The organism is Paenibacillus dokdonensis, assembly GCF_004916975.1.
Taxonomy (GTDB): Bacteria; Bacillota; Bacilli; order Paenibacillales; family Paenibacillaceae; genus Paenibacillus_AQ; species Paenibacillus_AQ dokdonensis.
The window spans coordinates 504042-527222 of sequence record NZ_STGQ01000002.1 but is presented as its reverse complement, the minus strand read 5'-3'; the positions used below and the strand labels follow the sequence as shown (position 1 = coordinate 527222).

The 23181-nt window shown below is 45.5% G+C and carries 25 protein-coding genes and 1 pseudogene; 17 read left to right on the top strand and 9 right to left on the bottom strand.

The features are described 5' to 3' along the window. Positions 1-18 precede the first annotated feature (18 nt). A complete protein-coding gene (locus tag E6W40_RS20400) occupies positions 19-465 on the top strand; it encodes a MarR family winged helix-turn-helix transcriptional regulator (RefSeq protein ID WP_136607454.1) in 447 nt (148 codons plus the stop codon). A 254-nt stretch (positions 466-719) separates the two neighbouring features. Here the strand turns inward: E6W40_RS20400 and E6W40_RS20395 are convergent, their stop codons facing one another. Then, positions 720-1913: an alpha/beta hydrolase family protein gene (locus E6W40_RS20395; protein ID WP_136607453.1), complete on the bottom strand. Its 1194-nt coding sequence runs from the start codon at positions 1911-1913 to the stop codon at positions 720-722. Between the two features lie 143 nt (positions 1914-2056). Between E6W40_RS20395 and E6W40_RS20390 the strand changes: the two genes are divergently transcribed. Further along, on the top strand, positions 2057-2611 hold the full coding sequence (locus tag E6W40_RS20390) for a PadR family transcriptional regulator (protein WP_136607452.1): 555 nt from the start codon (positions 2057-2059) through the stop codon (positions 2609-2611). 377 nt (positions 2612-2988) lie between these two features. Here the strand turns inward: E6W40_RS20390 and E6W40_RS20385 are convergent, their stop codons facing one another. Continuing rightward, on the bottom strand, positions 2989-3570 hold the full coding sequence (locus tag E6W40_RS20385) for a TetR/AcrR family transcriptional regulator (RefSeq protein WP_136607451.1): 582 nt from the start codon (positions 3568-3570) through the stop codon (positions 2989-2991). Positions 3571-3695: 125 nt separating this feature from the next. Between E6W40_RS20385 and E6W40_RS20380 the strand changes: the two genes are divergently transcribed. The 3 genes from E6W40_RS20380 to E6W40_RS20370 all read left to right on the top strand — a co-directional run bounded on the left by E6W40_RS20380 (position 3696) and on the right by E6W40_RS20370 (position 6118). Then, positions 3696-4706, top strand: coding sequence for an NADP-dependent oxidoreductase (locus tag E6W40_RS20380; protein ID WP_136607450.1), 1011 nt, complete (start codon positions 3696-3698; stop codon positions 4704-4706). 67 nt (positions 4707-4773) lie between these two features. Continuing rightward, a complete protein-coding gene (locus E6W40_RS20375; RefSeq protein WP_136607449.1) occupies positions 4774-5073 on the top strand; it encodes a putative quinol monooxygenase in 300 nt (99 codons plus the stop codon). Positions 5074-5548: 475 nt separating this feature from the next. After that, positions 5549-6118, top strand: coding sequence for a GNAT family N-acetyltransferase (locus tag E6W40_RS20370; protein ID WP_136607448.1), 570 nt, complete (start codon positions 5549-5551; stop codon positions 6116-6118). A 244-nt stretch (positions 6119-6362) separates the two neighbouring features. On the opposite strand, the gene E6W40_RS20365 is transcribed toward E6W40_RS20370, so the two are convergent. Together E6W40_RS20365 and E6W40_RS20360 are read right to left on the bottom strand one after the other, a co-directional pair. Beyond that, positions 6363-7483, bottom strand: a protein-coding gene (locus tag E6W40_RS20365; protein ID WP_136603897.1) for an IS3 family transposase whose coding sequence is annotated in 2 segments (ribosomal slippage) — positions 6363-7234 and positions 7234-7483 — 1122 coding nt in all. Because the reading frame shifts where the segments join, the coding sequence is not laid out codon by codon here. 240 nt (positions 7484-7723) lie between these two features. Next, positions 7724-8197, bottom strand: a complete 474-nt coding sequence (locus tag E6W40_RS20360) for an SRPBCC family protein (RefSeq protein ID WP_136607447.1) — start codon at positions 8195-8197, stop codon at positions 7724-7726. Between E6W40_RS20360 and E6W40_RS20355 the strand changes: the two genes are divergently transcribed. Next, a complete protein-coding gene (locus E6W40_RS20355; protein ID WP_168928999.1) occupies positions 8189-8722 on the top strand; it encodes a winged helix-turn-helix transcriptional regulator in 534 nt (177 codons plus the stop codon). The two genes, E6W40_RS20360 and E6W40_RS20355, sit on opposite strands and share 9 nt — an antisense overlap. A gap of 202 nt (positions 8723-8924) precedes the next feature. Here E6W40_RS20355 and E6W40_RS20350 read toward each other — a convergent pair whose 3' ends face one another. Then, complete coding sequence (locus E6W40_RS20350) at positions 8925-10484, bottom strand: IS1182 family transposase (protein ID WP_136604998.1); 1560 nt, start codon at positions 10482-10484, stop codon at positions 8925-8927. Between the two features lie 1035 nt (positions 10485-11519). Here E6W40_RS20350 and E6W40_RS20340 point away from each other — a divergent pair. The 7 genes from E6W40_RS20340 (at position 11520) to E6W40_RS29770 (ending at position 17006) form a co-directional block, all read left to right on the top strand. After that, entirely contained in the window at positions 11520-12017 is a 498-nt protein-coding gene (locus E6W40_RS20340) for a DinB family protein (protein WP_136607445.1), read from the top strand. A 268-nt stretch (positions 12018-12285) separates the two neighbouring features. Then, complete coding sequence (locus tag E6W40_RS20335; protein ID WP_136607444.1) at positions 12286-12765, top strand: GyrI-like domain-containing protein; 480 nt, start codon at positions 12286-12288, stop codon at positions 12763-12765. Between the two features lie 23 nt (positions 12766-12788). Beyond that, complete coding sequence (locus E6W40_RS20330) at positions 12789-13211, top strand: DoxX family protein (RefSeq protein ID WP_136607443.1); 423 nt, start codon at positions 12789-12791, stop codon at positions 13209-13211. Positions 13212-13334: 123 nt separating this feature from the next. Next, positions 13335-13814, top strand: coding sequence for a GyrI-like domain-containing protein (locus E6W40_RS20325; RefSeq protein ID WP_136607442.1), 480 nt, complete (start codon positions 13335-13337; stop codon positions 13812-13814). A gap of 220 nt (positions 13815-14034) precedes the next feature. Continuing rightward, a complete protein-coding gene (locus E6W40_RS20320) occupies positions 14035-14496 on the top strand; it encodes a phage tail protein (RefSeq protein ID WP_136607441.1) in 462 nt (153 codons plus the stop codon). Between the two features lie 431 nt (positions 14497-14927). After that, the gene (locus tag E6W40_RS20315) at positions 14928-16355 is read left to right on the top strand and encodes a PQQ-dependent sugar dehydrogenase (RefSeq protein WP_136607440.1); all 1428 of its coding nucleotides are present in this window, start codon (positions 14928-14930) and stop codon (positions 16353-16355) included. A 492-nt stretch (positions 16356-16847) separates the two neighbouring features. Then, entirely contained in the window at positions 16848-17006 is a 159-nt protein-coding gene (locus E6W40_RS29770) for a hypothetical protein (RefSeq protein WP_211147057.1), read from the top strand. 90 nt (positions 17007-17096) lie between these two features. Here E6W40_RS29770 and E6W40_RS20305 read toward each other — a convergent pair whose 3' ends face one another. Further along, positions 17097-17795, bottom strand: coding sequence for a YheC/YheD family protein (locus E6W40_RS20305; protein WP_168928998.1), 699 nt, complete (start codon positions 17793-17795; stop codon positions 17097-17099). 219 nt (positions 17796-18014) lie between these two features. Between E6W40_RS20305 and E6W40_RS20300 the strand changes: the two genes are divergently transcribed. Continuing rightward, complete coding sequence (locus E6W40_RS20300) at positions 18015-18593, top strand: TMEM175 family protein (RefSeq protein WP_136607437.1); 579 nt, start codon at positions 18015-18017, stop codon at positions 18591-18593. Between the two features lie 293 nt (positions 18594-18886). On the opposite strand, the gene E6W40_RS20295 is transcribed toward E6W40_RS20300, so the two are convergent. Beyond that, a complete protein-coding gene (locus tag E6W40_RS20295) occupies positions 18887-19465 on the bottom strand; it encodes a TetR/AcrR family transcriptional regulator (protein ID WP_136607436.1) in 579 nt (192 codons plus the stop codon). Positions 19466-19745: 280 nt separating this feature from the next. Between E6W40_RS20295 and E6W40_RS20290 the strand changes: the two genes are divergently transcribed. The 3 genes from E6W40_RS20290 to E6W40_RS20285 all read left to right on the top strand — a co-directional run bounded on the left by E6W40_RS20290 (position 19746) and on the right by E6W40_RS20285 (position 21843). Beyond that, positions 19746-20939 (top strand): MFS transporter, encoded by a 1194-nt coding sequence (locus tag E6W40_RS20290; protein WP_136607435.1) that lies wholly within the window; start codon positions 19746-19748, stop codon positions 20937-20939. 105 nt (positions 20940-21044) lie between these two features. Continuing rightward, entirely contained in the window at positions 21045-21197 is a 153-nt protein-coding gene (locus tag E6W40_RS29585) for a hypothetical protein (protein ID WP_168928996.1), read from the top strand. Between the two features lie 43 nt (positions 21198-21240). Next, complete coding sequence (locus tag E6W40_RS20285; RefSeq protein WP_136607434.1) at positions 21241-21843, top strand: class I SAM-dependent methyltransferase; 603 nt, start codon at positions 21241-21243, stop codon at positions 21841-21843. Between the two features lie 130 nt (positions 21844-21973). Here E6W40_RS20285 and E6W40_RS20280 read toward each other — a convergent pair whose 3' ends face one another. Both E6W40_RS20280 and E6W40_RS20275 read right to left on the bottom strand, forming a co-directional pair. Next, positions 21974-22858 carry an aminoglycoside phosphotransferase family protein gene (locus tag E6W40_RS20280; RefSeq protein WP_136607433.1) on the bottom strand — a complete coding sequence of 295 codons (885 nt, stop codon included), beginning with the start codon at positions 22856-22858 and terminating at the stop codon, positions 21974-21976. 31 nt (positions 22859-22889) lie between these two features. Continuing rightward, a pseudogene (locus E6W40_RS20275) lies at positions 22890-23151 on the bottom strand (winged helix-turn-helix transcriptional regulator); the annotation flags it as partial. Positions 23152-23181: the final 30 nt, after the last annotated feature.

Below are 23181 nucleotides of genomic sequence, written 5' to 3'. Positions count from 1 at the left end.
CCATGATATGATGTTTTCATGGATAAGAACGAGCTAAACGAAGAAGAAATGCGAATATGGCATATGTGGAAGGGCTCCTTCCAGACCATCTTCGGCCGCGTAATCAAAGACATGTTTGAGAATACAGGACTATCCGAAGGGGATTTTGGAGTATTGGATCGATTAGACCTGTTAGGGGAAGGCAGCCTTCGCCAACAGGAATTGGCCGACTCGATGGACTGGGATAAGAGCCGATTATCACATCATCTAACGCGGATGGAGAAACGTGGACTCGTGAAGAGGAAACCGCTGGACACGGATCGTGGCGTTCAAGTCATCATCACTCCGGCAGGGAAATCAGCGCTCAATTATGCCCGTCCCGTCGTCTCGAAGGCAATACGCAGATATTTCTTTGATCAATTAACGGATCAAGACATCGAATCAATTTCCAGGCTGGCGGAAAAAACAAAGTCTTCGTCCTGGTAAAGCCCTTCGCCTCGATCGACATAGAACAGCCCTTCCAACAAAACGGCGGAGGGGCTTTTACTTTCCGCAAAGGGTAAGACTAGAAAATCAGCCTGTGCGTTTTCTACTCCAAAAAGCAGTTTTTATTCGACTAAAACATTGACTGTACAAGAAGCTTTGTTGTGACTTCAGCAAACAAAAAGTGCCTCTTTCGGGAGAGGCATTTAAGGGTGATTTAATCTTTACCTTAGCTTTGGTCTTACTATAGAAAAAACTTAATCTCTATTCAAAACTTGGTCTAACCAGGTGAATATCCGGTGGTTAGCCAATTTCAAAGCTCCAAAATGACAGTGTTCTTCAGCAGAATCTTCCGCAGTAAACTTCATATATGTTTTTGGGCCCTTCAAAGCGTTATATAATCGTTCGGGTTGTCCTGCAAAGGCGTGATCATGCTCTGCTTCGCAAACAAGAACCGGACACTGGATCTGCTCAGCAACGCCTTCTAAGGTAAAAGGCTCCGTTTTGTGCACAAGTTCTTCCAGATTAGCTGCTGAGAAAGTGAACTGCCCATTTTCAATTCCCCATCGAATGCCTGTATCTTTGGCCATAATCGACGCGATAAAATCCTCCGACTCTGGTAAGCTTAAATCCAATTCACCGCCTGCTTTTTCGCTTAATCCCGCAGCTATTGTACCCACTTGGAAGGAGAACAAACCATCATTTGCTATGCAAGCAGCGAGTCTGTGTTCATAAGCAGCTGCGCGCGGAGCCAAATACCCACCTAAACTAATACCCATTAACGCAATTTTGTCGGAAATGACTTCCGGACGTTTAATCAGATAATCGACCACTGGAGTTACAACAGCCTCCCAGTCATGTCTGAAAGGAATTCGCTGTTCGCGTATAACGGCGCCTTGTCCTGGACCCTCGAATACCAAACAATGATAACCTCTTTCTAAAGCAGAGATAACGACTTGAAAATAAAGCTCTTCTGCAGTGGAATCATATCCACCGTGAACGATCAACACAGGACCTGGCTGATTTCCGGTTAAATATAAGTAACCGGGCAGCTCAGTATCTTCATAAGGAATAGCAACATTCTCATAGTGATGATTAAGTAAAGTAAGAGCCTGTCTGAATGTACTCCGGCTCAACCCCCACGTTTCAAGAATACGTTTATCCTCCGGATTGCCATGCAGAAAAAATTCGGCTGTACGAAAGTAATTTGATGCACGCAAGTAAAAATCTCTCGCGCTGATCTTGTTGCCAGCCTTGCTGCTTTCGTCGGCTTCCCGATGAAGCCCTTTTGCTGTTCTAAGCCATTCCTCATACCAGCTTTCAAAGTCACCTTCTTTAATTCGATAGGCAGTAGATAGGCATTCACCTATATCCGCCCCGCCAAAAGCCGCGTAACCCATTGTACGAAGCAATTCGAATGAAAAAGTCTGATCATTAAAAATAAGTTTCATAGTTTCTAACACTCCTCTATATGTTAAGTTTAACCTATATGGATTTTATTCTTCTCAGCTTTGTATGTCAATATTATTTTATGTTATACTTAACCTAATGACCTGAACGGTAGTACACAAACTAAGATTAAAAGGAGAACTCTATGAACAATATCCAGTACAGTTTATTAGGACTGTTGGCAAGGGAACCGTTAAGTGGATATGAAATGAAGCAGCAAATCAACAGCAGGATTGCATATTTCTATAAAATCAACAATAACCAGCTTTATCCATCCCTAGCGAAACTGGAGGAAGTCGGACTTATCGAATTGCAAGCTATTGAACAAGAATCTTATCGTCCACCTCGGAAAATTTACAAAATTACGCCTAATGGCATGAATGCTTTAAAGTCGTGGGTGCTAGAGCTTCCTGAAGTAGGTGATACGGATACCTTCCTGTTGAAGCAGTACAGTGCTTGGTTAGTAAGACCGGAAGACCTAATGAACCTGCTGGAGAAGAGAAAAGAGCAACATGAAAGTACGTTAGAGAATTATAGGGAGAGGATTTTTTCCTTCCAAGAACAGAGCCCTGACATCAATCATCCTCTGTTTTCTACAATTTCCGTTATAGAAATGGGGATAAATTTGGAGGAGGCAAGTATCCTCTGGTGCAATAGGATGCTGGAGGTGTTAAAGCAGCATACCTTGCGAGTGGAGTAATCATCCATTTTGAATAAGGGAAAACGGAGCTCAGGAATCATGCCTCGAAGTCGGGTGGCTTTGCCTTGCCCATAATCAGCTTAAGCGAGTTAAATACAAAAAACGCAAACCGGGATGGCGCAGAAAATGACTCTGCTTCATCCCGGTTTGCGTCTGGTGGGTTAATCGGAATATCTGACTCGTCTGTCCATCAATATCACCCGGATCTGGGCTCTAAAGATTACGGAAATCCTATTGATTATAAAGTGAATCATCAACATTCGTTATTACGCGAGCATCAAATAGCCCCCACCTAGCGGCGGGAGCAGACAGGGTCGCGAGCCGGGGAGTGACAGTGTAAAGTGTCGATGCTGACTTCGCCACGGATGCAACCTGTTTTATTGTGGCGGCTGTGCCCTGAAATCGCTGCTCACTCGATTCGTCAAGATCGCGCTCGCAATAATATTGAAGTGATGCTCAGCTCGTGGCGCGGACGAGGGCTGGCCGCCGAGCCACGCGAGCGCAGCAGCTAGTGAGAACAGATCATCACCATCCATGTCGGTACGCGCTAGACCCTCGGCCTGAGCGCGAGTGAGAAGCCGTGTGCCGGCCGTGCGCACCGTAACGCACGAAGCGTGGAGCGCGGAGTTCGGGTCCTCCATGGCGGCCATCATCGCCTCCACAACTCCTTGATAGTTGCCCGTGAATGCAACGACGTCGCGTAGCCACGACACGAGTGCATCATCGGATGAACTCGCGGTTTCGAGCTCACGTGCCTTTGCCGTGAACTCGTCGAAGCCTGTGCGGAGCAAAGCTTCGAGCAGCGCCTCTCTCGTCGGGAAATGACGATACAGTGTACCGAGCCCGACGTCAGCTCTACGAGCGATGTCGCGCAGGGAAGCTTCGGCGCCCTGCTCGGTTACAACGACGTTCGCGACTGCGAGTATGTGATCATAGTTTTTCTGTGCATCGGCTCTCATATAAATCCCCCTTGACAAGTGGAGCGGTGCTCCTTATAATCCGAAATATAAACGGAGCGGTGATACGTTTTAAGTGGAGCACTGCTATCATAAGAATAACACATCTGCATGAGAGGAGAAAGAAAATGAATACAAACATGATGAAAGCAATTCGGCAACACGAATTTGGCGGCCCTGAGGTACTACGTTACGAGGATGCTCCGCTTCCTGAACTGAAACAGGGGGAGGTGCTTGTCCGAGTTCACGCGGTTGGCATCAATCCCCCCGACTGGTACCTTCGCGATGGGTATAAGTCACTTCCCCCTGAGTGGAGACCTCCGGTGCCTTTTCCCATCATTCTGGGATCGGACGTGTCGGGTGTCGTCGCGGCAGTAGCCACGGATGTGGAGGATTTCACCGTCGGCGAAGAAGTATTTGGCTTGGTTCGCTTTCCTAGCTTTGGTGAGAGTGCTGCTTATGCCCATTATGTCGCCGTACCGGCGTCGGACCTTGCACTCAAGCCGGCTGGTATCGACCATGTGCACGCCGCAGGGGCGCCGATGGCAGGCCTCACCGCATGGCAATTCCTGATCGAGCTGGGGCACAATGAACCGAATCCGCTTCAGCCGGAGATACATCGCCCGTTGCCGCTGGCTGGCAAGACGGTACTCGTTAACGGTGCCGCGGGCGGTGTGGGTCACTTCGCAGTACAGCTGGCTAAATGGAAGGGTGCACACGTTATCGCGGTAGCATCGGGCAAGCATGAATCGTTCTTGCGCGAGCTCGGTGCCGACGAATTCATTGACTACACTAAGAGTACTCCCGAGGACGTCGCGCATGACATTGATCTTGTCCTGGATTCCCTTGGCGGTCCCACCACCGGTCGTTTCTTGCGTACGCTCAAGCCTGGTGGTGCTTTGTTCCCGGTGTTCTTAGGTTTCTCCGACGCCGAGGAGGCCGCGAAGCTGGGCGTCACGGTCTCGATGACCCAAGTGCGTTCGAATGGCCCACAGTTGGCGGAGTTGGGACGCTTGCTCAATGATGGAACGATCCGCGTCGCCATCGACAGCACGTTCCCACTTGCGGATGCTCGCAAGGCGCACGAAAGAGCCGCCCATGGTCACGTCCAAGGGAAGATCGTGCTCACGGTAGAGTGAGGAAGAAAGTTCGAATAAGATATGAATAAATTTTCCAATTTAATGAAGTCAAAAAGGATGAACAAAAATGATTATACTTATGGGTTACCTTCACCTGAATCCGTCTGATGTGAATGAGTTCACTGCAGACGTTCAGGCCATCGCTTCCAGCACGAGAGCTGAAAAGGGCTGCCTCTTTTATGCCGTGACTATGGAAGATGCCAGCGCCGGGCTCGTGCTGATCGTCGAGCGGTGGCAAGATCAAGAATCGCTGACAGCTCATCTTGAAAATCAAACGACAGTGCCGTTTTTAAAAAAGTGGGGAAATAGAATCAAAATCGACACTCTAAAATACGATGCCTCGAACGAACGCTCTTTCATGGAGTAAAAGAGGAGGGGTAGACGGGGAATTCCCCAGTCTCTCACAGAACAAAACTGAAGGGCCAGGAGCTTCGTCTCGGTCTTTTGCGTTTTTCGTAAATTAAATTAATGAAAATCATTACACCCGAAATAATAATCCAGCCATAGGTTACAATCTACAACGTCATTTTTACAGATACAAACTCCCTGTAAAGAAAGGTTATGGCTTCATAGAAGTTAGCCCCGAGCCATCGCAGTTGAAAGGGCGTCCGTATTTCCCGCAAAGCGCAATTTTTCATATTGTTATCCCACTTTATCAGAGTTGAATGCTCGGATTCAGCTTGAAGGATCCCATCTCATTCTCCCTTAATGTAGTTCTATTTTATCTTGTGATAGTAGGGGAAATAGAGTAGTATAAACCAAAACTTCACCTTTTGTGAATTGAAAAAAAACGAGGAATAACTCGGAATCCGGACTGGAATTAATAAAATTGGAGAGTGTACATGGAAAACCTTTTAATGATTACACACAGTCGGATGGAAAGTGAGCGTATCCTATTACGTCCGTTATCGCTTGAAGATGCTGAAGATCTGTATGAATTTACATCTGATGAAGAAACTACACGGTTCATTTATGAACCATATAAAGATTTGAACCGAGCTAAGAGGGTATTAGCGAACTATTACCTAAAAGAGCCCATCGGTAAATACGCAATCGTGTTAAAAGAAAGCAACAAAATGATTGGGGTTATCGAGTTCAGAGTGCATGAAGAGACCAAGAGTGGAGAACTGGGTTATACATTAAGTAGGCATTTTTGGGGTAAAGGATACATGACAGAAGCAGGGGGATTAGTACTGGAATTAGCCTTCAATGTACTTGGTTTAGAGCGAGTATTCGCGGCAACTGATGTTAGGAATACCGCTTCTGCAAGACTAATGAGCCGCTTAGGTATGAAATATGAAGGTACTCTTCGGAGAAACCATATCGTAAAAGATGTACTAACAGATAGCGTGCATTATTCTATATTAAAAGAAGAATATGTAAATGTTAAAGAAAAGAAATCTACTGAGTGATCATTTGGGCGTAAGATCTTTGTACCGCTCAAAGATAATGAGGGCTAAATAATAGATCGATAAAGTCTGGGATGATTGGATAAACAATGATTTTAGCCAGAGGAGTCCCACCGGAGAAATATGCAGGCTGCTGTTTAGTCCAGATAAAAAGGGGTGTCCCATCGTCATTATTCATGACTTATGGGACACCCCCTTTAATTTCGCTCAATAGTTGTTAAGCTGAATCTGGATTGTCAACAGTAAATCAGACAACTTTTTTAAGGGCTTCTTGGCGATACTGAACAGGAGTCATATAACCTAATGTCCCATGAATACGATGCTTGTTGAACCAATTAACGTAATCGTATAATTCCAGTTCCAGATGACGAAGACTTTGGAAGTTCATCTGGTTCACGAACTCTGTTTTCATGATTTTGTAGGTAGCTTCGGCTACAGCGTTATCGTATGGACAGCCTTTCGCACTTAGAGATCTGCCGATCTCAAACGTCCCCAGAAGCTCGTCTATCTTTTGATTTTTAAACTCGCTGCCGCGGTCCGTATGAAACCACTGAATCTGACGTAAATCTCCCTGGACGTTCGCAAAAGCGCGGGAAATCAGAGCAGCGTCTTTATTCGTACCTGCACTATGGCCAATGATCTCTCGATTGAACAAGTCGAGCAGCACACATATGTAATGCCATCGGTTCTGAACCTTCACATAAGTCAGATCGCTGACAACGAAGCGCTTTGCTTCCTCCTGCTCGAACTCACGGTCCAGAACATTCCCTGTCGTTGCTTCATTAGAAGCGGTTTTATGGGGCTTATATTGAGCCACAGTGTAGGTGGAAACTAGCCCTTGCTCTTTCATAATCCGCCCAATTCTACGTCTGGAAACGACGAATCCGCGTTCTTGGAGCTTGACCTTGATCTTTCGTGTACCGTAAGCTTTTCGATTGTTGTGGAATATCTCAAGAATCGCTTCGGTTATATCGTCTTCGTTCGGTTGTTCTTTCGCGTCATAGTAAAACGTACTTCTTGCGATTTGCAGGACGTCGCACATTGCTGATACCGAGTATTTATCGAGGTTGTTCTGGATGATAGCTACTTTCGTCCCATGATCAGCGCGGCTTGCTTTAAAATATCCACCTCCATTTTCAGACGTTGGTTCTCTTTTCGTAATGCAATTAACTCGTTTTCTTCTGACGAGCGATTGTCCTTCTCCTTGAAGGAGCCCGTTGTCTGAGCTTGTTTGATCCAGCGGTCTAAAGCAGAGGCTGTGAGATCATATTCCTCCACAATGGCTGCTCTGGATTTCCCATTTTCATAGAGTTCCACCAGTTGCTTTTTGAATGCTGAGGTAAAGGTACGTCGTTCTTGTTTTGGCATTGTAGAGTTCCGCTCCTTAATGATGATAGGTTTATTCTACAAGCCCTTATTTTTTCTGTCCAACTAAGTGTAGACGATCCAATCGCACCTCAAATAACGGCAAGTTTTTTGGGGAGAATCATGCAGGAGTCTGCGTTGACTATTGCTAATACTTTGCTCGACGCTTTCCGAAGAGGCAGCGCAGTCTCTTGGCAAAGCCTTGGTTGCTAAGCGCCGAGCTTCGGTCTATGGCATGGGTTTTTAAGAGTTCTTTATGCCGTGTTTGTTTGCAATTTGCTCGCTTTGGTTGGGCTGGCCCTTACCCTTGGTGATCAAGTCGCGAAGGCTGCCGTTTATGTAGATACCCCAGGAGTCCGTACAGACGGCGTAGCACTCGTACGCGGGAACGAGGCCTACGTGCGTAAATCGAACTTCTGTTTTGCCGTCCTTCTTGGCGATTTCAAAGACAATGTCGGTATCCGTCCACTCGCTCTTTTCCTTCACGAAGTTAAAGTAGTTGTCTGCAATGTGCCAAACAACCTTTTTACCTGGAACAAGCTCGGTGATTCGGATGGTGCAGCGGTGGATATCTTGGTGGTGGTACTTAAATTCACCGAGTTCGTCGGTAGTGCCTTCAATTTCCTCTGACCACCATCCGCGGACGTTATTGATGGCGGCGAAGACTTCTTCGGGGCTTTGGTCCACCTTGAAAAAAGTGCTGTAACTTTGATTCATGCAAGTGATCTCCCCTCGTTAATTGTTGACTACACACCGAGTATAAAGTTTGTACTTGTAAAACGCAAGTACAAACTTGCGAAATGCAAGCACGAATTGTATAATCATTTCATGAAAAAGCGATCTTCCACAGTTTGTCCAATCGTATATGCGCTCGACATATGGGGCGATCCCTGGAGCCTAGTCATACTTCGTGACGTCCTTATCCATAACAAGCGGTATTACCGCGAATTTCTTGCTTCACGCGAGCACATCTCAACTAATATTTTGAGCGCACGGCTCCAATCACTCGTTGAAGCAGGCCTGCTCGTCAAGATAGAAGGAGATACAAACCGCGCACAAACCATGTACCGACCAACACAAAAGGCACTTGACCTGTTTCCGGTCGTTTTTGCCATTATGCACTGGGGCCTGAAATACAACCCAAATACCGATATGACTATTCCGATTATGCAAGAACTAACAACAAACGAAAAAGGGCTGGAGCTGCGCCTTTTGCAGAATTTCGACGATGTTACATCATAAAAAGTCGCGTCGCAATTCCTACGTTCTTAAGCCATGAAAATAGCTGCATACGGAGAAAGTATCGATATCGGTCTCAAAGCGATCGGTCAACAAAGCTGAAAACAGTGGGTTTTAGCCCGGGGCGCTGTCTCATAAGTGGATTTCCCACGACAGAGACAGCTCCGTTTTATTTTGGGATCCAAAAAAAGGAGCAATTCTCCCGTTATTGGAGAATCGCTCCTTTGCGTTTTTGCTCTACTCCGGCTTGCTTCAGCATATTATGGGCAAGCGAAAGCCATCCGACCTCCAGCGTCACTTTCTTCATGCCGCGAAGCAGAAACCGCCGGAAGCCCCGGTTGTTTTTCAGTTGGCCAAACACACTCTCCGGCTCAATCATTCGCCGTACGGCCAGGGCATAGCCTTCCTCACTTCGGAGGAGGTCCCGGGCCTGACTTTGGTATCGCAGCCTTTCCAGACTTACCGCTACTTCCCGGTTCCCTGCTGCTTTTGTGCACCGATCTTTCAGCGGGCAGCCTTCACAGCTTTGACTTCGGTAATGACGCCTGCGAATCTCATATCCACTTTCTAGTGTTTCCTTGCTTTCTCTGTGGAAATGCAGTGTTTGCGCGGCGGGGCACGTCCAGTTATCCTCGGCTGCGTTGTACGTCCAATTCTCGATTTTACTCACATCTGCTTTCCACGCTTTGCTCTTTTCTTTATGGTAACTGCCGTATTTAACGACTGCTGTGATCTCTTCCTTTTCCAGATAGGCATAGTTCTCTTCACTTCCATAGCCTGCATCTGCAATGATTGTCTGTGGATGTTGCCCCAAGATCCGCCGTGCTATTTCCAGATGAGGCTCTAAACAACGGGTATCCGTGGGTCTTTGGTGGACACTGTAGGCTAAAATGAACTGATTTTCCGTGCCAATCTGCACATTGTATCCCGGTTTTAACTGTCCATTTCGCATGTGGTCTTCTTTCATCCGCATGAAGGTGGCGTCCGTATCGGTTTTGCTGAAGCTGTTTCGATTTCCAAGCAACTTTTGGTAATGTTCGTACTTCACAAGTCTTGGAAGCAAGTCCTTCCGAAGCTTCCGAACGGCTTTCTTTAAGGGGTTATCCTTGGGATGTTTCAGCAGCTGAGCTTCCAGTTGCTGCGTGACTTGTTCGAGCTTGCTGCTATCTAACTCGGAAGCCTCACCGAGTTCGGTCAGGTCTTTGCCGTGATGCTCGCGCTCTTCCTGATGCTCTGCGGCTTCGATGGTGGAGAAAAGTGCATGTACCTTCTCTTGCAGTTTGGTCTTGTGTTTGCTGACCGCTTTACCCCAGACGAAGGTGTAACGATTGGCATTGGCCTCAATCTTGGTACCATCTACGAAATAATGTTCCAAGGAGATGTACTTTTCATCTGCAAGAAATTGAAGTACGGCGGAGAACACGGTTTCGAGGACGTCTTTCATCCGCTCAGAACGGAAGCGGTTAAGCGTGCGGAAATCCGGACGTTGCCGTCCGGCTAGCCACATAAAGGGGATGTGTTCCCGGATGGCTTTGGCGATTTGTCTTGAGGAATAGATGCGCTGTGTGTAGGCGTAGATGATGACTTTGGTGAGCATTTTGGGATGGTAACTGTCACGGCCGCCGCCGGGATAGGCAGCGTCAAAAATGGCGTCGTCCAATCGATTGACGGCAGCATTCACGACACGAACGAGGTGGTTTTCTGGAATATCTTCTTCCAGATCCATTGGCAAACAAAGTTGGTCCATGGTATATTGAATGTACAAAGAAACCTCTCCTTTGAAATGGTTGGTCACACTTCCATTTTACCAAAAGAAAGGTTTCTTTTTTGTGTTTTTTTAAAGATTGAAGATCCATTCCCCGCATAAACAGCGGAGAGGACGGACGGATTGTGGAAAAGCGGCAGCGTTCGCCTTGATCTCCGGATTTTCACCGCTAAGGGGAATGAAAAAAAATCCGGAGAGCACAGCGATTGGAACAATGGTCCGTTCGCGCAGCGTCCACCCAAAAAGTCTAAGTATATCCTACGTAAAAGACAAGGCTGTCCCAAGCAGCCATTTCATGGCTTTTGGGACAGCCCCTTGTTTTATTTCAAAAACTTGCCGTTACAGATAGCGCGGGGAACCGTATCATAAGTAGGGCGAAGCGTTCCCACTAAGTACTGCGACACCATGACCCGAAACAGAACCGGGATGTTCCAGAGGACATCGGGACACCAGTCCGTACAGAGGATGAAGCAAGTTATCTTGGAATGGTCGCCAAGATTGGAGACTGGTATTCGTAATCCCATTGAAGGGCATCTGACGCTCTTGCATCGATTCCATGAATTGCTCCGGCTGGAATTAGTAGTCGATAATCTGACAATTGAGCGCGGACTTCTAGTATATGGACTACAAAATCGAAAGCAAGAGGTCCGTCATTTTCCTCTCTGAGGCTGAAAATTATTTCTCAATGATGACAAAAGCTGTCACCAATAGCGTTTAAACTTGGGTTGAGTGAGATAAGAGTTGAACAAAAAGGAGTGACATGAAGATATCGAATACCGGTTATAATAGCTCGGCAACAAGGGAATCCTTTCACTCGGGAAATCTTTGTCTTTCTTACTTTGATTATGGAGGGGATAGAGAACGAGTGCTCGTTATGTAGCATGGGTATATGGCTAGTGCAAGATCACTCTCAGAGCTGGCTACCAAGCTGACCGTGTTCGAACAATGCGGCCACGGTGTCCACTCCGAGAAATAGACGGTTATTATCAGGCGGTAAACGAGTTTCTAATGGAACTGAATGAAGGAGATGAAAAGATGTATTGTACAGTCGAAGATTTTATAGCCGAATGGAAGAATGAAGCCGCACTAACTCAGAAGATACTGGACGGTTTGACTGATGAGTCGCTCTCGCAGCAAGTTTATCCTGAAGGACGGACGTTGGGAAGGATCGCCTGGCACTTCGTTACAAACATTCCGGATTATTTAACAGAATTTGGATTAACGGTGGCGAAAGTCCCGAATTCAGACGAAGTGCCATCTGCAAAGGTGATCACCGATACTTTTCGTACGGTAAGCATAGAGGTAGAGAAGGCACTACACGAGCAATGGACGGACGGTACATTGAAGCAAGTCCAAAAGGCCTTCGGAAGAGTGGAGTCCAATGCCACGATATTCATGGGATTGATCAAGCACATCGTACATCATCGGGGCCAAGTTACGGTGTTGATGCGCCAAGCGGGGTTACCTATACCTGCGGTATATGGTCCTTCGAAGGAAGGGTGGGCCCGGCTGGGGATAATGCCTCCGCTTTGAGCGCGACCTATCATAGGCATTCCGCATAATTGCAGGATCTCTTATTTGAAAATCACAAAGGCACCCGACGGGGTGCTTTTGATTTTCGCCCTAATTATGATACGCTGAACCGTTTATTATCAAAATAAGTTGAGAGAAGACTCCTTCTCTCAACTTATTTTTTTTCACAAAAATGTCCAATCTAAACAGTATCATATTTTGACATGATTTACAGTTATTATAAACGCATCAAGTGAAAAACAAATCATTAAAAAAAGGAGTGTTGATCATGGCAGCGTATACCATTGAGGAAAAGGAAAGTTTTATCGTTCTAGGTATTGGAACGGAGCTAAAGAGCGAATATACGGATTATGCCGGCATGAACAAGGAGAAGGAAAACTTATGGCGGGCAGTGGAGCAGGATGGAAGGCTTGACGCATTAAAGGCCATTGCCACGAATGACTACATTTTTGCCGTGAACGAAGCGGTAAATCACAAAAGGATGTATTATGCTGGCGTCATGACAGAAGCATCGGTACCGGAAGAACACAGGGTGATCCAATTCCCCAAGGGACAATACCTCGTCATTAAAGGCGAAGGGAATTCGGCTGATGAGTTGAGTAGTATGCTTACTGGCATTGCCTTTGGTCAAGTCTTGCCCGAAGCCGGCAATTTCGCCTATGTTGGCGGACCCAATGCAACGGTTGAGATGGGGCAACGGGACGGCCTCGTCTATGGGGAAATGTGGATTCCTGTTGTTGGGAAATAAATGAAACCATTGGAGGAATGAAAATGAGTGCGATCATCGGTAATGAAAAAATCGCGAAAGTAGAAACCCGTTCTATTGGAAGGATGGCCGCTTATTGGACTGTCACAATAATACTCGCATTCTCAATTACATTAAGTGGTATCGGGCAGCTGATGCGATATGGGGGAAATGTCGATCTAGTGACTTCTATTGGTTTCCCGTTATATGTCACGAACATTCTAGGAGGCTGGAAACTGCTTGGAGTCATTGCGATCGTAATGCCAGGTTTCCCCCGACTTAAGGAATGGGCTTACAGCGGTATCTTTTTTCTAATGACGGGTGCGGCCCTATCTCATGTGTTCGCTAACGATTACGGCGATTACGGATTCCATGTTATTCTTCCGCTGTTCTATGCCGCGCTTGGCATCGCCTCCTGGGCGCTGCGTCCGAAAAGCCGCAAACTTTAATGGGTAGTGATCTGACACGATAGCAGACATAAACAGTATCATATTTTGACATGGTTTGTAGTTAATATAAACATATCAAGTAAAAAAAATCATTTGATCTATTCAAAAAAAGGAGTGTTGATGATGACAGCGTATAACTTTGAGGAAAAAGAAAGCTTTATCGTTCTAGGTATTGGAACGGAACTGAAGAGTAATTACACAGATTATGCCGGCATGAACAAGGAGAAGGAGAACTTTTGGCAGGCAGTGGAACAGGATGGAAGGCTTGACGCTTTAAAGGCCATTGCCAAGAATGACTACATTTTTGCCGTGAACGAAGCGGTAAATAACAAGATGATGTATTATGCCGGTGTCATGACAGAAAAATCAGTACCGGAAGAACACAGAGTTATTCAATTCCCGAAGGGGCAATACCTCGTCGTTAAAGGCGAAGGGAAGACGGCCGAAGAGATGAGCAATACGCTTATCGGCATTGCCTTTGGTCAGGCCTTGCCAGAAGCCCAGAATTTTGCCTATGTTGGTGGACCCAATACAACGGTTGAGATGGGGCAGCGAGATGGCCTTGTCTATGGTGAAGTATGGGTTCCGGTTGTTAGTAAATAAACGGGTGGATGAATGCTTTCGATGCGAGTTTTGCTCGAAGTAGGTTCTAAGATGTAACACTAGCAAAACTTTTAGATGAATGCTTCCGATGCGAGTTTTGCTCGAAGTAGGTTCTAAAATGTAACACTAGCAAAACTTTTAGGTGAATGCTTTCGATGCGAGTTTTGCTCGAAGTGGGTTCTAAGATGTAACACTAGCAAAACTTTTAGGAGGAATGAGAATGTCCTATATCGTTGATTTCAAGAATGTATCTAAGGTTGGTTTAGAGTCTTCACCTGTAGCAGAAGCGCTTACTGGATTACGTGCTAATGAAGCCCGTTACTTTATGAACAAGTACAAACATGAATTTACAGTCGTACCCGCTAGCGAAAGTCAGGAAAACCTTGATTATGTGAACCGCATTTTGAAAGAACGCGATATTGCGTTTGCGGCCAAACCTTTAGAAACGTCGCGTTTTCAAGTGGAAAATATCCAATTTACTTACGTCTTTTATGAGGATGGTCTTGGGATCAATGTCATGTATACGGTTGATGACCCTAAGAAGCGGGCCGTTGGTTTTAAGCTTTCGGAGGGAATGGATGTACCGAAGGAGTTAGAAGGGAAATTTAAGTTTGCCAGGCAGAAGTCTAAACTGGCTGGAACCATTCGAGGCTCGTTTTTTGTAATTAAAGGACAATATTAAAGTAAACAAAGGCGCAGGTGGAGGGAAGAATGATTAGCGACAGACGGATTAAGTCGCTCAGGAAAGCAGCACGACGAAAAACGCAAACGGGATGGAGCAGGAAATGACTCTGCTTTATCCCGTTTTGCGTCTTGATGCTCATACCGAGCTCCATTCGGATTTACTAGAGCATGCCGAGTACGTCGCCGCGCCGGCCTAGCATTTCCGAACAGAGAAACGCTTATTCTGCTATGGAGAGTGGAGAAGCCTCAAACGATTGAATTTGATACGCAGATGGATCCGGGTTCATCTCCATGGAAATCAGACTGTGCGGTTACACCAAGAGCGATGCTTCATTACGGTATGGTGGTATAAGTGTGTGCTGGTACTAAAGGAACCGTTCTAATCATATTTCTAAAAGGGGAAATAAGAGTAGGGGGTGCAGAAGTTAGTTGAAAAAAATTAAGGTTAGTTTACAGCCCATTGTAGATAAGCTCAATATGCCCACTGTTATGAAAACAGCTATACTTCCAGGTGATTCAATTGAAAGATTATTTATTGCAACCCAAGTAGGAGAGATCTTTTACATAGGAGACGGAGTTATAAGGACTTTTTTAGATATTCGCCCCCGAATCATAAAACTAGGTGCTTCTAGGGGAGGGTATGATGAGCGCGGATTGTTAGGGTTAGCGTTTCATCCCGATTTTTATTATAACGGTCTTTTCTATCTTCATTTTTCAGTAGCCGGGACACAAGGTCCAGGTGCAATTCCGGGTGCTCCGCTTGAGTCTTTTAAGCCTAACCCATGTGATCCCGGAACTTTAAACCTCAGGTGGACGAATAGGGAAACGAATTATGATCATATCGATACAGTTGAAGAATGGAGTTTACAACCGAATGGTCAACCTCAAAGACGACGGACATTACTTAACCTAAGGAGACCATTTCTTAATCACAATGGCGTCAATAGCTTAAACTTTTCACCAGAAACAGGAAAGCTTGTTTTAACAACCGGAGATGGCGGGTCAGGCTTTGATCCATTTAATTTAAGTCAAGATAATATGGAAATCGCGGGGAAGATTATTGAAATGGATGTAGCTAAGGAGACGTTGATTTATAATCCGCCCGTAGTTACACGTTTTAATGAACTTCCCGTACCTATTCAAGAAACGCTTACGGTCATTGCCAAGGGCGTTCGCAATGTACCAGGCATTTCATTTGAAAAGGTTTATAACCGGTATATCAAATATGTGGGGAATGTCGGACAGGACTTGGTCGAGTCGATTTTTTCATTCGTTCATTATACGCCAATCCCGGTCACCCAGCTTGTTCAGGCTTCAGTAGGGAACGCTGAGCTTGACCAAGAGGGATTGATTAACTTTGGCTGGCGAGGGTGGGAAGGTGCACTTCCGACTACGATTATTAAGGGCTGCGCTGCAAGTAAAGCTGTGGATGAGAAGACAATAGCTTATTACAATGAAGCAGTAGAAACCTCAGTGAGGCGTCTTCAGCCTCTAATCAGTTATTTTCATAAAGATCCTCGCCCTGATAAGTTTGGAGGAACCGCGCTTACAGGTGTTCAAGCCTATATGGGGGCTGGCATCCCCGGTTTAACAGGAAGCATAGTGTTTACCGATCTTGCCAAGAATGAAGGGGTTCGCCCTCCAGTTAGAGGGATTTTAGCTTATGTCAGGGGACAAACTGATTGTAAATTAAATGACTTTAGTATAATCGAAACCGATTATAATTTTGGGTCTGAGTCCGCTTATTATGTAAGCTTAGGAACGAATTTGGATCAAACCAGATTATACTTAGGGGTTTATGGCTCCATGAAAGTTGCTGATTTTAACCAAGGTACTGTTTTTGAAATTACTCCATAATTCATAATTCAATTAGAGGTCATCGAATAAGATGTGTAAAATTGTTGTAGAGGATGTGGAATAGTTCGACAGAGGTTGTCCCAAAAGTCATAAAATGACAGAGGGACAACCTCTTTTTAGATGAGGCTTGCTTTATTAGACCTATAGTTCTCGAACCTCCTGTTTAACTACGAGGGTGGTTCTTTTTTTGAGATTACAGCATCATAAGCTGCCGTATACTCATGACCACCGGAAAAACGCACTTTTTTTTCCTGTCCACATTTATACCTTACCAAAACGGTTCTATTGCATTTAATGAAAATATCAATAATAAGGGAGGTTATGATGATGGGAAATAGAGGACCTAAGGGTTATGACCCCGTTCAGATCACTAACTCTACTTCGTTTAATGCGTTTGGGAAGGTTGAGTATGCTTCCATCTTTTGTAGTGACGACAATTATAGTGTTCAGCGTGACGAGACTTGGAGAGCTTCTAGTCGCGGAGTCTGTTTGGTGACAAGAATCACCGCAACGGTTAGAACGCCGAGTGGAAATATCGAAGCGGAACCTTATACTTCTTCCGGCACATCTTTCAGCCGGTTTGCCATTATACAGGTAGGGGTAAATAAGTTCCAAGTGACGCGCGTAGTAAGTGCCGGAAGACGCAAGTAAATCCCAAGCGGGGCATGATCAAGAATAGGTACCAAACAAGAAAAGACGACGACAAGCCAATGATAAAAGGCCGGTCGTTTTTTCTTTGCTTTAATGTTTCTTATACCATAATATTCTGCGATGCATCGAGGAATCCTTCAATTGCCGGAATGGGCGCAAGTCTGGTTGATAATTGCCTTCGATGATCCAAATCCGACGTTTCCTGTCGATGCCTATATCGAACCCGACTTGTCTAAGCTTGGGATAACGGTCTCCCAGTCGTTTGGCAGCCAATAGTGCGATCCGTTCCGCTTCGACAAGCAAGCTCCGATCTCCGATTCGGGCTAATTTTAGCGCTTCAGGCACTGGAATGGTTTGGCTGGTCACATTCGTGACCAGATATCCTTGCGCCGCCACTTTCGCGTATGAGCCTGTCACGTTCCACGTGGATGAGGAGCCTTTTTTCCGCTGAGCCATGATCCGAATGTCGAACGGCTTGCGCCCAATTTGAGCAAGCTGCAGACGCCGCTGGACAATATATCCAAGACCTCTGTTTTTTTTACGGAGCTCTTTGAGTAACTTACCTGTGTCTCTCATGGTGACCGCATTCTTTTCGTTATGAATACGATAGGCGTTCATACCGTTCCGTTTAATGAACAGGATATCTCTTCCGTAACTCCCGTCGCGGGGTTTCAGTACGACGCTTTGATATTGAAGCAGCATCTTCGATAAAGCGTCTTTCTTAAGCAACTGTGTATCTGGCAACCATCCGGCAAGAGAGGAACTATTCTGAAGGATGCGATATTGCAACCATTTGTCTCTTTTGATTAATATTAGAATCACAGCCTTTTTCAATCTTTTACGGTAATTCTAAGTCAAATGAGTGATCAGCATAAGTGGTATTCGTCCATATTTATGTGCCTAAGCAGGTAAAGAGGGTTTTTGCTTGACGAGATGAAGGATTTTATGCAAAGTTACTAGTGTCGAAAAGGTTAATATAGCGCGAGAAGCGAGAGAGGTTGAGACACAATGAAGGCGAATCGGATGGAAGCGTTCAGCGATGGCGTATTGGCGATTATCATTACGATCATGGTACTGGAATTTAAAGTGCCGGCAGGCCATGACTGGCATGCGCTGATCGAGCTCGGCCCAAAGATTCTTAGCTACATCTTTAGTTTCGTATATATCGGCATCTACTGGAACAATCATCATCATTTGCTGCACATGGTTCGAACGATGAACGGGCCGTTGATGTGGCTCAATTTGCTGCTTCTATTCTGGCTATCCCTTATCCCGTTTACGACAGCTTGGATGGGGGAAAGCCACTTTGCAGCCACTCCAACAGCGCTGTACGGTATTATACTATTACTCGCAGCATTCGCGTACTGGCTGCTCCAGCGGGCAATTATTAACCAGCATACCAGTGATTCCTCATTCTTTTTGATAATGGGGAAAGACTGGAAGGGGAAAATGTCGCCCTTACTCTACTTAGCTGCAGCCTTGACCGCATATGTGAGTCCCTGGATATCTGGCTTCTTTTTTGTACTCGTTGCCGTAATCTGGTTCATGCCGGATAAGCGAATCGAGCATGCTCTGAAAGACCGCTAAGAAGAAGTGTTCTGACCAGCGATCAACCGAAGCCACAAGTTTTTATTATAAAGCGATGAAAGGCACCCGGTGGGGTGCCTATTGAACATGTGTGAAATGTTCAAACATCTACATGTATGCGATATAGTAAGTGAAGTGGTGGGTAATTCGATAAAGCCTTTGCTCCATGAGCAAGGGTTTTTGATTCGATTAATAACGAAGCGCCAAAGCCGCTTGAAAGGAAGTCTTCGGGCAAGGCGCTTACGTTCTGCCCGGCGCATTCGATATTTGTTGGATATACGAACAAATATGACTCAGGTTGAACGGATTCCTTCAAATGCGTTTCTTACTAAATTCTCCACATAGGTTTCGTCCAAGGTTTCGCCTGTCACAAGCAAACGATAGAAAATCGGCCCGTAAATGAGGTCAATGCATATGCCAATGTCGAGATTGTTTTTCAATTCCCCGCGTTGAACCCCTTTTTCCAAAAGACCTCTTGCCTCAAGTCTGCGGGGACGGAAAAACCGAGCACGATAGGCCTCCGCCAATCCTGAATCAAACTGCCCTTCGCCTAATAACTCCGTAATGATGGTCCCCTCTCGGCTTGTCAAAAACCTTGTTAAATTCGTGGCATGAATTAAAATATCATTAAATGTTGTACCTGTATCAGGCACGGGTAATCTGTCCGTGGCGGCATGAAGGAAACCATCCATAACCACGGCAGCCTTGTTAGGCCACCATTTATATATCGTGGCTTTGCTAACTTGGGCACGATCGGCGATTTTATCCACTGTGACGGCTTGAAAGCCATTTTCCAGCAATAACTCGTATGATGCGGAAAGAATAGACTTTTGAGCTTCTATATTACGCGGCCGGCCTCTTTTTCCATTCATCGTCATCATCCCCTTTCATCCATACATATCTGATCCGATAAAAATAAACTATACGTTCAGTATACCGATTATAAATAAAAAATAAAGTTGCAATCACCTATTTACAAAACTACACGTTCAGTATATTATTCTGTTATACAATTTATAAACTACACGTTCAGTATTTTAAATGGAAATAGAGGAACTATGTGAGGAGGAAACCGGATCGAATCGTAACTGTAGCGAAGCCATGAATTTGACAGTAGAACACATTATATTTCTATATAAGGAGTTGCCTAAAATGACTGCTTTAAAAAAACAAACTATCGAAAAGAACATCTCAACATGGTTAACCCTACTTCTGGCTGCCGCATGCGGCGTCATTGTAGCTAATCTTTACTATGCGCAGCCCTTGGTTGGGGTCATCAGCTCTTCCATCGGGCTGTCCGCAAACAGTTCCGGCTTGATCGTGACGTTAACACAGATTGGTTATGTAGTCGGCTTGTTATTTATCGTACCTATGGGAGATATCGTTGAAAATCGAAGGCTGGTTGTCGGATCTTTACTTCTCACGGGTGTTGCTCTTGCAATCACGGCAATATCGAAGCAAGCTGTGCCCTTCCTGGCGGCTTCGTTTGTCATCGGCGTCGGGTCAGTGGCCGCACAGGTACTCGTGCCTTTTGCGTCATACCTTGCATCCGATTCTTCACGCGGTCGCGTTGTCGGCAATGTCATGAGCGGTTTGTTACTTGGCATCATGCTCTCGCGTCCGTTGTCGAGCCTGGTGGCCGACTTTCTGGGCTGGCATGCCGTATTCGCCTTGTCTGCCGCGGCGGTTATTATTTTGGCGATCGTACTGTCAAAGGTGCTTCCTGCAAGAAAGCCCATGACGGACACACGCTATACCGCTCTGCTCGGTTCGATGTGGCACTTGCTGCGCACAACCCCGATCCTACGCCGCCGGGCTGCTTATCATGCATGTGTGTTTGCAACTTTCAGCTTATTTTGGACAACAGTTCCGTTACTGTTATCCGGCCCGATCTTTCATTTTTCACAGATAAACATCGCATTGTTCGCGCTTGTCGGAGTCACGGGTGCAATAGCCGCGCCTTTGGCTGGACGGCTGGCAGACCGCGGCTGGACTAAACCCGCAACAGGGATTGCGCTCGCCACTGTCATCAGTTCGATGTTGCTGCCGCTTATGATCCGTACGGGTTCAATTACCGGAATCATTGTTCTTGTGGTTTCAGCTATTTTACTGGACGCCGGCGTATCCGCAAATCTTGTGCTTGGACAACGCGCGCTCTTCTCGCTGAGTCCGGAAATTCGCAGTCGGCTGAATGGGCTATTTATGGCTATCTTCTTTTTTGGCGGTGCTATCGGATCCGCAATTGGGGGATGGACATATGCCACAGGAGGATGGAGTGCCGTGATATGGATTGGAATGGTTTTCCCGATTGCAGCCATCCTTTATTTTGCGACAGAGAAGAAGTAATACTTTCATTTTTCCTAGCTCCTTATTGTGATATATTATTAAACAAACGCTTGCTGCTTTAGTAAACTATCTTGAAAAGAACGAAAGGGAAAGTTAAATTCGATCATGAGAGTATTGCTCACACCCGTCTGTTCAAAGGATGAAGGGGCTTTCTATACACCTATCTTTGCGCAAATGATCCATGATGGAGCCTTGCAATGGGCCACGGGGGATATCGTTTTGGACAAAGAGGAAATTGCCGAGAAGGTCGCGGTATGAGTAGTTGGTGGATTCAATCTTCTGGCAGATAGGAGAGATACGAATGGGAAATACGGATAAGTTTGAAATGATAGCTAATATATATGACACTCCTGAAAGAATCCAAATTGCAAAGGTATCTTCAGATGCCATTCGTGAATATTTAGTTGATGCTAATAGTAAGAGTGCTATTGATTTTGGATGCGGAACGGGTCTTGTCGGAATGAACTTGATAAGCGAGTTTAATTCCGTGCTTTTTCTGGATGCATCACACAACATGATTGATCAGATAAATCAAAAAATTTCCGGTTTTAATATTCAGAATGCAGGTACATTATGCTTTGACCTTGAAAAGGAAGGTCTATCGGATTTACGTGCTGACTATATTTTCATGACCCAGGTTCTGCTTCATATTCCCGATGTTGAATTGATTTTATCAAGATTATTCGATGTTTTAAATGTTGGAGGACATGTAATCATCGTCGATTTTGATAAAAATGAAAAAGTAACATCAGATATCGTGCATAACGGATTTAATCAAGTAAGTTTAATGGAGATGATGACTAAAATAGGGTACAGGAATATTCAATCTAAAACTTTTTATCACGGGAGTAATATATTCATGGGGCAGGATGCATCCATGTTTATTCTTGATTCTCAAAAATAACTTTTAGACCCTTGGATTGAACTTTTCAAAGACAATGGGCTAACCATGGCTTCTATTTTTTTGATCTCACTTCAACTTCATAGCACGTAATTTATTAAAAAAAATGGCCCTGCATTTGCAGGCCATTTTTTTATGCGTATAGCGACTTGTAGTCTCGAATGATGACATCGATTACATACTTTCCCCAATTCGAGGCCTCCGAGCCCGGTTCATTCCAAGCGTAGGTGATGAGTGCTTTCCACAGAGCCCAACCACGTCCGCGATTGACCGTAACCTGGTCGAAGTTCATGCGGCTAAGAAAAATACCACGACTTATATCATCGAAAAAGTTCCATGCCATCACAAGATCGCTTGAGGGATCACCAACGCCCATCGTTCCGAAATCAATGACGCCGCACAGCCGCCCATTTTGCACGAGCAAATTGCCTACTGCCACGTCCCCATGCAGCCATAGCGGTGCCGATTGATATCTGGTCGCAAGGGCAAGCTCCCATATTTCCGTCAAGAGCTTTTGGTCATGGGAGTCGGAGAGCTTGTCAATGGTGGACCTTGTATCCGAATCGTACACCGCCAAATTCCCCCCGCGATGAAAGTTTTGGACACCTGATGGTATGCCTTGGCTTGCATCGATTGCCTCCAATTCGTTCAGAAAGCCCGCGAGGTCTTCGGCAAATCCGTTTAAATCGGGTACGTTGGCATGCGTGACAGTATCGCCTTCAATCCACCGGTTAACGGACCATGGAAGGGGATATTCGTTTGTCGGTTCGCCTTGCGCAACGGGAGCCGGAATAGGCAAGGACAGAAGAGGTTGGAAAACAGGGAGCCAGGTCCGTTCTTTCATAACCGCCGAAGCGTAACTTTCATGACTTGGCAGGCGAACCGTCATGTTGTGTCCCAGCCGATAGGTCCGGTTATCATGCCCGCTTTTTTCGACGGGGACGATCTCTAAGTCTTTCCACTCGGGGAATTGGCTGTTGATTAATTGACGTACCAATTCAGTCGTGATTTCCATCATTTCATTCGCCTCGCATTTCTTGTTTTTTCAGTTATTCGTTTAAAATGCTCTCCTCCAAAACAGCATATTTATCGCCATATACATTCATGATATGTCTTTCTCCCCATGAACACAAAGAGTTTAAAATATCCTGCAAGCTCCATCCATATTCACTAAGCTCATATTCCACTTTTGGAGGAATTTGATGATGAACAATACGATTAATGCCCCCGTCCTCTTCTAACTCGCGTAATTGTTGGGGGAACTTTTTTTTGAGTGATATTCGGCATCAGACGGTTCAATTCATTGGTTCTACCTCCTGATTTATGGGTACCCGTTCATCC

Coding starts and splice junctions, on each gene's coding strand:
- E6W40_RS20400 (WP_136607454.1), top strand. CDS start 19: ATGGATAAGAACGAGCTAAACGAAGAAGAAATGCGAATATGGCATATG.
- E6W40_RS20395 (WP_136607453.1), bottom strand. CDS start 1,913: ATGAAACTTATTTTTAATGATCAGACTTTTTCATTCGAATTGCTTCGT.
- E6W40_RS20390 (WP_136607452.1), top strand. CDS start 2,057: ATGAACAATATCCAGTACAGTTTATTAGGACTGTTGGCAAGGGAACCG.
- E6W40_RS20385 (WP_136607451.1), bottom strand. CDS start 3,570: ATGAGAGCCGATGCACAGAAAAACTATGATCACATACTCGCAGTCGCG.
- E6W40_RS20380 (WP_136607450.1), top strand. CDS start 3,696: ATGAATACAAACATGATGAAAGCAATTCGGCAACACGAATTTGGCGGC.
- E6W40_RS20375 (WP_136607449.1), top strand. CDS start 4,774: ATGATTATACTTATGGGTTACCTTCACCTGAATCCGTCTGATGTGAAT.
- E6W40_RS20370 (WP_136607448.1), top strand. CDS start 5,549: ATGGAAAACCTTTTAATGATTACACACAGTCGGATGGAAAGTGAGCGT.
- E6W40_RS20360 (WP_136607447.1), bottom strand. CDS start 8,197: ATGAATCAAAGTTACAGCACTTTTTTCAAGGTGGACCAAAGCCCCGAA.
- E6W40_RS20340 (WP_136607445.1), top strand. CDS start 11,520: ATGTATTGTACAGTCGAAGATTTTATAGCCGAATGGAAGAATGAAGCC.
- E6W40_RS20335 (WP_136607444.1), top strand. CDS start 12,286: ATGGCAGCGTATACCATTGAGGAAAAGGAAAGTTTTATCGTTCTAGGT.
- E6W40_RS20330 (WP_136607443.1), top strand. CDS start 12,789: ATGAGTGCGATCATCGGTAATGAAAAAATCGCGAAAGTAGAAACCCGT.
- E6W40_RS20325 (WP_136607442.1), top strand. CDS start 13,335: ATGACAGCGTATAACTTTGAGGAAAAAGAAAGCTTTATCGTTCTAGGT.
- E6W40_RS20320 (WP_136607441.1), top strand. CDS start 14,035: ATGTCCTATATCGTTGATTTCAAGAATGTATCTAAGGTTGGTTTAGAG.
- E6W40_RS20300 (WP_136607437.1), top strand. CDS start 18,015: ATGAAGGCGAATCGGATGGAAGCGTTCAGCGATGGCGTATTGGCGATT.
- E6W40_RS20295 (WP_136607436.1), bottom strand. CDS start 19,465: ATGAATGGAAAAAGAGGCCGGCCGCGTAATATAGAAGCTCAAAAGTCT.
- E6W40_RS20290 (WP_136607435.1), top strand. CDS start 19,746: ATGACTGCTTTAAAAAAACAAACTATCGAAAAGAACATCTCAACATGG.
- E6W40_RS29585 (WP_168928996.1), top strand. CDS start 21,045: ATGAGAGTATTGCTCACACCCGTCTGTTCAAAGGATGAAGGGGCTTTC.
- E6W40_RS20285 (WP_136607434.1), top strand. CDS start 21,241: ATGGGAAATACGGATAAGTTTGAAATGATAGCTAATATATATGACACT.
- E6W40_RS20280 (WP_136607433.1), bottom strand. CDS start 22,858: ATGATGGAAATCACGACTGAATTGGTACGTCAATTAATCAACAGCCAA.